This is a genomic window from Variovorax gracilis (genome assembly GCF_030317115.1).
Taxonomy (GTDB): Bacteria; Pseudomonadota; Gammaproteobacteria; order Burkholderiales; family Burkholderiaceae_C; genus Variovorax; species Variovorax gracilis.
In genome coordinates this window covers 1-5,608 of record NZ_JASZYF010000071.1, presented here as the reverse complement: position 1 = coordinate 5,608, position 5,608 = coordinate 1, and the positions used below count along the sequence as shown (strand labels likewise).

Annotated in this window: 3 protein-coding genes and 1 pseudogene; 2 read left to right on the top strand and 2 right to left on the bottom strand. The window is 61.7% G+C overall.

What is annotated here, in order from left to right; all coding sequences use genetic code 11:
* Positions 1–248 precede the first annotated feature (248 nt).
* Positions 249–1,790, bottom strand: coding sequence for an arylsulfatase (locus tag QTH97_RS36515; RefSeq protein ID WP_286573652.1), 1,542 nt, complete (start codon positions 1,788–1,790; stop codon positions 249–251).
* 201 nt (positions 1,791–1,991) lie between these two features.
* Between QTH97_RS36515 and QTH97_RS36510 the strand changes: the two genes are divergently transcribed.
* Together QTH97_RS36510 and QTH97_RS36505 are read left to right on the top strand one after the other, a co-directional pair.
* Positions 1,992–3,608: a GMC family oxidoreductase gene (locus QTH97_RS36510; protein ID WP_286573650.1), complete on the top strand. Its 1,617-nt coding sequence runs from the start codon at positions 1,992–1,994 to the stop codon at positions 3,606–3,608.
* A gap of 67 nt (positions 3,609–3,675) precedes the next feature.
* Complete coding sequence (locus QTH97_RS36505) at positions 3,676–4,074, top strand: response regulator transcription factor (protein ID WP_286573649.1); 399 nt, start codon at positions 3,676–3,678, stop codon at positions 4,072–4,074.
* Positions 4,075–4,310: 236 nt separating this feature from the next.
* On the opposite strand, the pseudogene QTH97_RS36500 reads toward QTH97_RS36505, so the two are convergent.
* Positions 4,311–5,192: pseudogene (locus QTH97_RS36500) on the bottom strand (IS30 family transposase).
* Positions 5,193–5,608 lie beyond the last annotated feature (416 nt).

Sequence of the window (5,608 nt, the reverse complement as noted above, 5' to 3'; positions counted from 1 at the left end):
ATCAAGGCTTTCTGATTGTCGGTGTAGTAGGTTCGCGTTCGGTACTTCATCTGCAACACTCCTTCTGCCTATGCAGTTCTCAGTGTGTTGCATCGACCGGTTGAATCCGCAATCGGCGAGCAGTCGTTGAGCTTCGCGGGGCCATGAACGACCCAGCCTTCTTTTCTGCGACACCGGGGTTGCGCGGGGCGCGACCCCTCGCACCGCGATGCCTCTCAAAGGCGACGGAGGCATCGGGCCCAAACCATTTAGGCGCCGCTGCCACGGCTCCCTGCCTGCAGCAGTTGGAGCGCCTTCTCGACACTGAGCGAGCCCGACACCTGGCTCGGCGGGTAGTCCTTGAAGGTGCCGAGGAACTGCCCCACGATGCCCACCGCGGGAATCATGGTCCAGAGCTTCTCGCCCCACCAGCGGCCGTACAGCAAGCTCTCGTCCTGGTAACGCTCCCAGGGATCCTGCCGCAGGTTGGTCACCAGCGGCACGTTGGTTGTGTCGGGCTTGCCGTTGAAGAGATTGCCCTCGATTGTCTTGAAGCTGACCTTCCAGGCGTTGTAGCGCACCGCCATCAGGTCGGCGTTGTCGCTGAAGTAGAAGAACTCGTGCCGGGGCGCCGGGATCTCGCCCTTGAAATAGGGCATGAAGTTGTAGCCGTCCAGGTGGTTCTTGAAGGTCTTCTCGCCCGCCTTGTAGCCGGTCAACAGCTTCTCCTTGACCTGCGCCTCGCCGGCGGCGGCCAAGAGCGTCGGCAGCCAGTCCTCCGCCGCCATGATGTCGTTGATGATCGTGCCGGGCTGGATCACGCCCGGCCACTTGGCCACCATGGGCACGCGGAATCCGCCCTCGAAGATCGTTCCCTTCTCGCCGCGGAACGGATGGTTGCCGCCATCGGGCCAACTGAAGATCTCCGCGCCGTTGTCGCTGGTGAACAGGACGATGGTGTTGTCGGCGATGCCTTCGTCGTCTAGCTTCTGGAGGATCTCGCCGACGATCCAGTCCAGTTCCATCATCGCGTCGGCATAGATGCCGAAGCCGCTCTTGTCCTTCCACTTGGGCGACAGGTGCGTCCAGACGTGACAGCGCGTCGAGTTGTGCCAGAGGAAGAAGGGCTTGTCCGCCTTCACCGAGCGATCAATGAAATCGACCGAGCGACGCACGAGCTCCGCATCGACATCTTCCATGTTGAACTTGGCTTCGGGGTCCATCCCGGGGCCCGGCGGGAGCGGTCCGGCATCGATGATCTTCTGCTTGCCAACGCGGCCCCAGCGGGGCTCCTCCGTCGGATCGTCGACGTCTGTCGCGTAGGTCTCGATGATGTTGCGCGGGCCGAACTTGTCATGGAAGCCGGCCATCTTCGGATACTCGCCGTCGTAGGGCTCTTCCATCGCATTGAGGTGATAGAGGATGCCGTAGAACTCGTCGAAGCCGTGCACGGTGGGCAGGTATTCGTTGCGGTCGCCCAGGTGGTTCTTGCCGATCTGCGCCGTGGCATAGCCGAGCGGCTTCAGCAGTTCGGCGATGGTCGGGTCCTTGTCCTGCAGGCCCTGCTTGGCCGCGGGCATGCCGACCTTCAGAAGCCCCGTGCGAAAGGGCGTCTGCCCAAGGATGAAGGCAGCGCGGCCGGCGGTGCATGACTGTTGACCATAGTAATCAGTGAAAAACGCGCCCTCTTTCGCGATGCGGTCGATGTTGGGCGTGCTGCCGCCCATCATGCCGCGGTGGTAGCAACTGAGGTTCCAAATACCGACATCGTCGGCCATGATCATGACGATATTGGGGGGCTTGGTAGCCATGGGTCTCTCCAGTTGGTGCAGACGTTCGCCGGCGCATCCTGACAGGCTCGGCCGTAGTTGGAAATAGCACCAAAGGGCAACAAGATTGCCCCTTGTCCGGATTGCTCCATCACAGTCCGCGACTCAAGAATTGCCACTGGAGCGGCCTTCTTTGGCCAAGTCGACGGCTTGCGCCCGCCCCGCATAACCAGGAAACACCTCATGTATGACTACGTCATCGTTGGAGCTGGCTCTGCCGGCTGCGTTCTTGCAAATCGCCTTTCGGAAGACCCAGATGTCACAGTCTGCGTGATCGAGGCTGGCCCTTCGGACTTTCTTCCCTTCATCCACATGCCCGGCGCGTTCGGCATGTTCATGTTCACGAAAAAGTACGACTGGTCGTACGAGGCGAAGTCCGACCCGGCGATTCGCAAAGGCGAGCCGATGTTCTGCCCGCGCGGCAAGACGCTCGGCGGATCGAGTTCGATCAACGGCATGGTCTACACCCGCGGGCACCGCTCCGACTACGACGGTTGGGCCGCGCTGGGTTCGCCAGGATGGAGTTACGATGAAATCCTGCCTTACTTTCGCAAGGCCGAGCACAACCGCCGCGGCGCCGATAAGTACCACGGGGACGAGGGTCCTTTGGTCGTGTCGGACTGCGAGATGAACTACAAGATTTCCAAGGTGTTCATCGAAGCCGCCGAGCAGGCCGGCGTGCCGATGAGCAACGACTTCAACGGCGAGCAATACGAGGGCTTCGGGGCTTTCCAGTTCACTATCGACAACGGCAAGCGCTGCAGCACTGCGGTGGCCTACCTGCATCCCGCGATGCACCGCAGGAACCTCACTGTGATGACTGGTGCCGACGTAATTCGCATCGACTGCGAAGGCAAGCGCGCGGTCGGCGTCACCATCGATCACAACGGCAAGCGCGTGGCTGTCAAGGCCAACCGTGAAGTCATCGTCTCGGCAGGCGCATTCAATTCGCCGCAGCTCCTGATGCTGTCGGGCATTGGACATCCCGATGAACTCAAAGCGCACGGAGTTCCACTGGTCCATGCCTTGCCCGGCGTCGGCAAGAACCTGCAGGAGCACCCTGACACGGCCGTGCTCACCACCAGCCACTACCACGGCGGCGTCCAGCTCTCGCTAGGCGGGGTGCTGCAGATGGTCGGCGAAGGCATTGAGTATTACGGCGCCCATCTCGGCAAGCTGCGTTCCTCGTTTACCGAGGTTGGCGCCTTCCTGAAGACCGATCCGTCGCTTGAAGTGCCTGACATCGAACTGTGCACGCTGCCGCTGCTGTTCGATGACTCGGGCCGCGACCTGAAGCTGATGACGAACGATGGCTACTCGTGCCACGTCGGCTGCATCCGCCCCAAGAGCCGGGGCACGGTCAGCCTCGCGAGCGCCAACCCGGCCCACCAACCCGTCATCGACTTCAACTTCCTCAGTCATCCGGACGACATGAAGACGCTGATCGGCGGGGTGCGACTGGTGCGCAAGATTCTGGCCTCGCCCGCGTTCGATCCCTACCGCAAGGAGGAACTGTTCCCCGGCAAAGACGTGCAGTCGGATGAAGATCTTGCCCAGGCGATCAAGGACAAGTTTGGCCTCGAATACCACCCCGTTGGCACCTGCAAGATGGGCGCCGACAAGATGGCCGTGGTAGACGCGGAGCTGCGCGTACATGGCATGGAGGGACTGCGCGTCATAGACGCCTCCATCATGCCGACATTGGTGGGTAGCAACACCAATGCGCCGACGATCATGATTGCGGAGAAGGCGGCAGACATGATTCGCAAGAGGCCCGCGCTGAAGGCCGCCGCGGCTTGACGCATACCTCAAGGGGTGTTGTTACGCTGGCCCATTCCTCCCGGTGCAGCGATCACTCTGTGGTCCAGTGAGCGAACCCGCTGTATTCATCGTCGATGACGATGCAGCTTGCTGCGACTCGATTCGAGAGTTGGTCCTGTCGGTCGGTCTCTCGGCCGCCGTGTTCGGATCGGCGGTTGAGTTCCTGACTTCCTTCGACTCCACGTGGCACGGCTGCCTGGTTTCGGACCTGCGCATGCCGACGATGAATGGGCTCGCTCTGCAGCAGCGCCTGCACGCAATGGGCGCCCGCCTTCCGATTGTGTTCGTCAGCGGCAGCGTCGACACTCACATGGCCGGTCAAGCTATCAGGAACGGCGCAGTAGACGTCCTAGAAAAGCCCTTCGGGCAGCATCAGTTGCTGGATGCAAATTGCCAGGCCCTATGTCTTGACGACCGCGCTGGGGATACAAGACCAGCGGCCTGAGCGTCGGCGTCGCAACACAAGGTGTCTATCGAATACCAAGGACAAGCAGGGCACTGGTTGCCCGCGCCAGATGGGCCGATCGACATGCTGATGCGGACGTACGTGCCGGACCAGACGCCGCCGTCGATCCTGCCTGCCTGTGAAGGTACATGGAACCCGCCGGCGGTCGTGAAGACTTCCTGAAAGAGTCTCGATTTCGACGCGGCGCGTCTGGATGGCTGATTGCAACTGCGGATTCAACCGGTCGATGCAACACATTCGCTGAACATCTCAGCGGGTGTATGGAAGCCGAGCGTCTTGCGCGGCCTCTCGTTTCAATTGTCTCGCGATCGCGTTGAGTTGAAGCTGGGAGAACCCTGAGATGTGGCGATCTGGCTGTTCGCGCTTCCAAAGAGCAAGTCGCCTTCCCAGTGGCCAGGAACCGCTCGATCTTCAACCGTGGCCGGGCGCTCGCTGATCGAGACGGCGTCAACGATTCTTCCGTGGGTGTCGGTCTTCTGCGAATACTGGCGTGACCGTCGCATGCCTCGCGTTCGTCTCAGGTGCTGCAGCAATTCCTTCTTCAAGGCCCCGCGGGCTTGGATGAACAGGCTGCGGTAGATGGTCTCGTGTGACACGTGGCAGGTCTCGTCGCAAGGGTAGGTGTGTTTGAGCCACCCCGCAATCTGCTCCGGAGACCATTGCAGGCGAAGTTTGCCCGTGACGATGCGCGCCAAGACCCGGTTCTCGGCCAGCTTGCAGCGCTTGGGCCGACGAGCCCGGTCCCAGGCTGCCTGGTCGGCCTGGGTCGCCCGATAGCATCCCGGACCACCATTGCGCTTGATCTCGCGGCTGATGGTGGAGGGAGCTCGCCCAAGGATCACCGCGATCGAGCGAATCGAGAAGCCAGCCACCATGGCACGCGAGATCTCCTCGCGCTCGGCCAGCGTCAGTGCCTTCGGTGAACGGCTTCGCTCCGGCGGCCGAATGCCGCCAGTGCGCGACAGAATTCCCTGTACCGACGTGTGCGGCCGATTGAACAGCTGAGCGATCTGATGGAGGGTCCATCCCTGCCTCCATCGCTCCCACATCAATGCCTTCTGGCTGTCTGTGTAGTAGGTTCGCGTCCGGTACGCCATCTGCAACACTCCTACTGCCAACGGCAGTTTTCAGTGTGTTGCATCGACCGGTTGAATCCGCAGCCCTAGCCGGTCGTCAAGACTGCAGGTGTGCAGCGGGACCCGCCCTTCGCGCCGCGACGGCCTAAGACTCAGATCGGCCATCGCCAGCCCGTGACCGCTGATCAACGGTCAGCGGACATTCGCTCCACGCGGACGAATTAAAGGCAACTACGTAGCCCTATCGGGCGGCAGGTACGGATCGGGCGTGCAGAGTTTGATCGGCGGATACATGCCGAACACGCTGTCGCGGCGATCTCCTTGGATGATGCCGACGATGTGACGGCTGTGGCGCTTGCATCATGGTGCGATCAGGCGCCGCTGGGAATTGGGTCGAGGGGCAACGCGGTTGTCCGAAGGTGAAGGCGCCTCGGAGC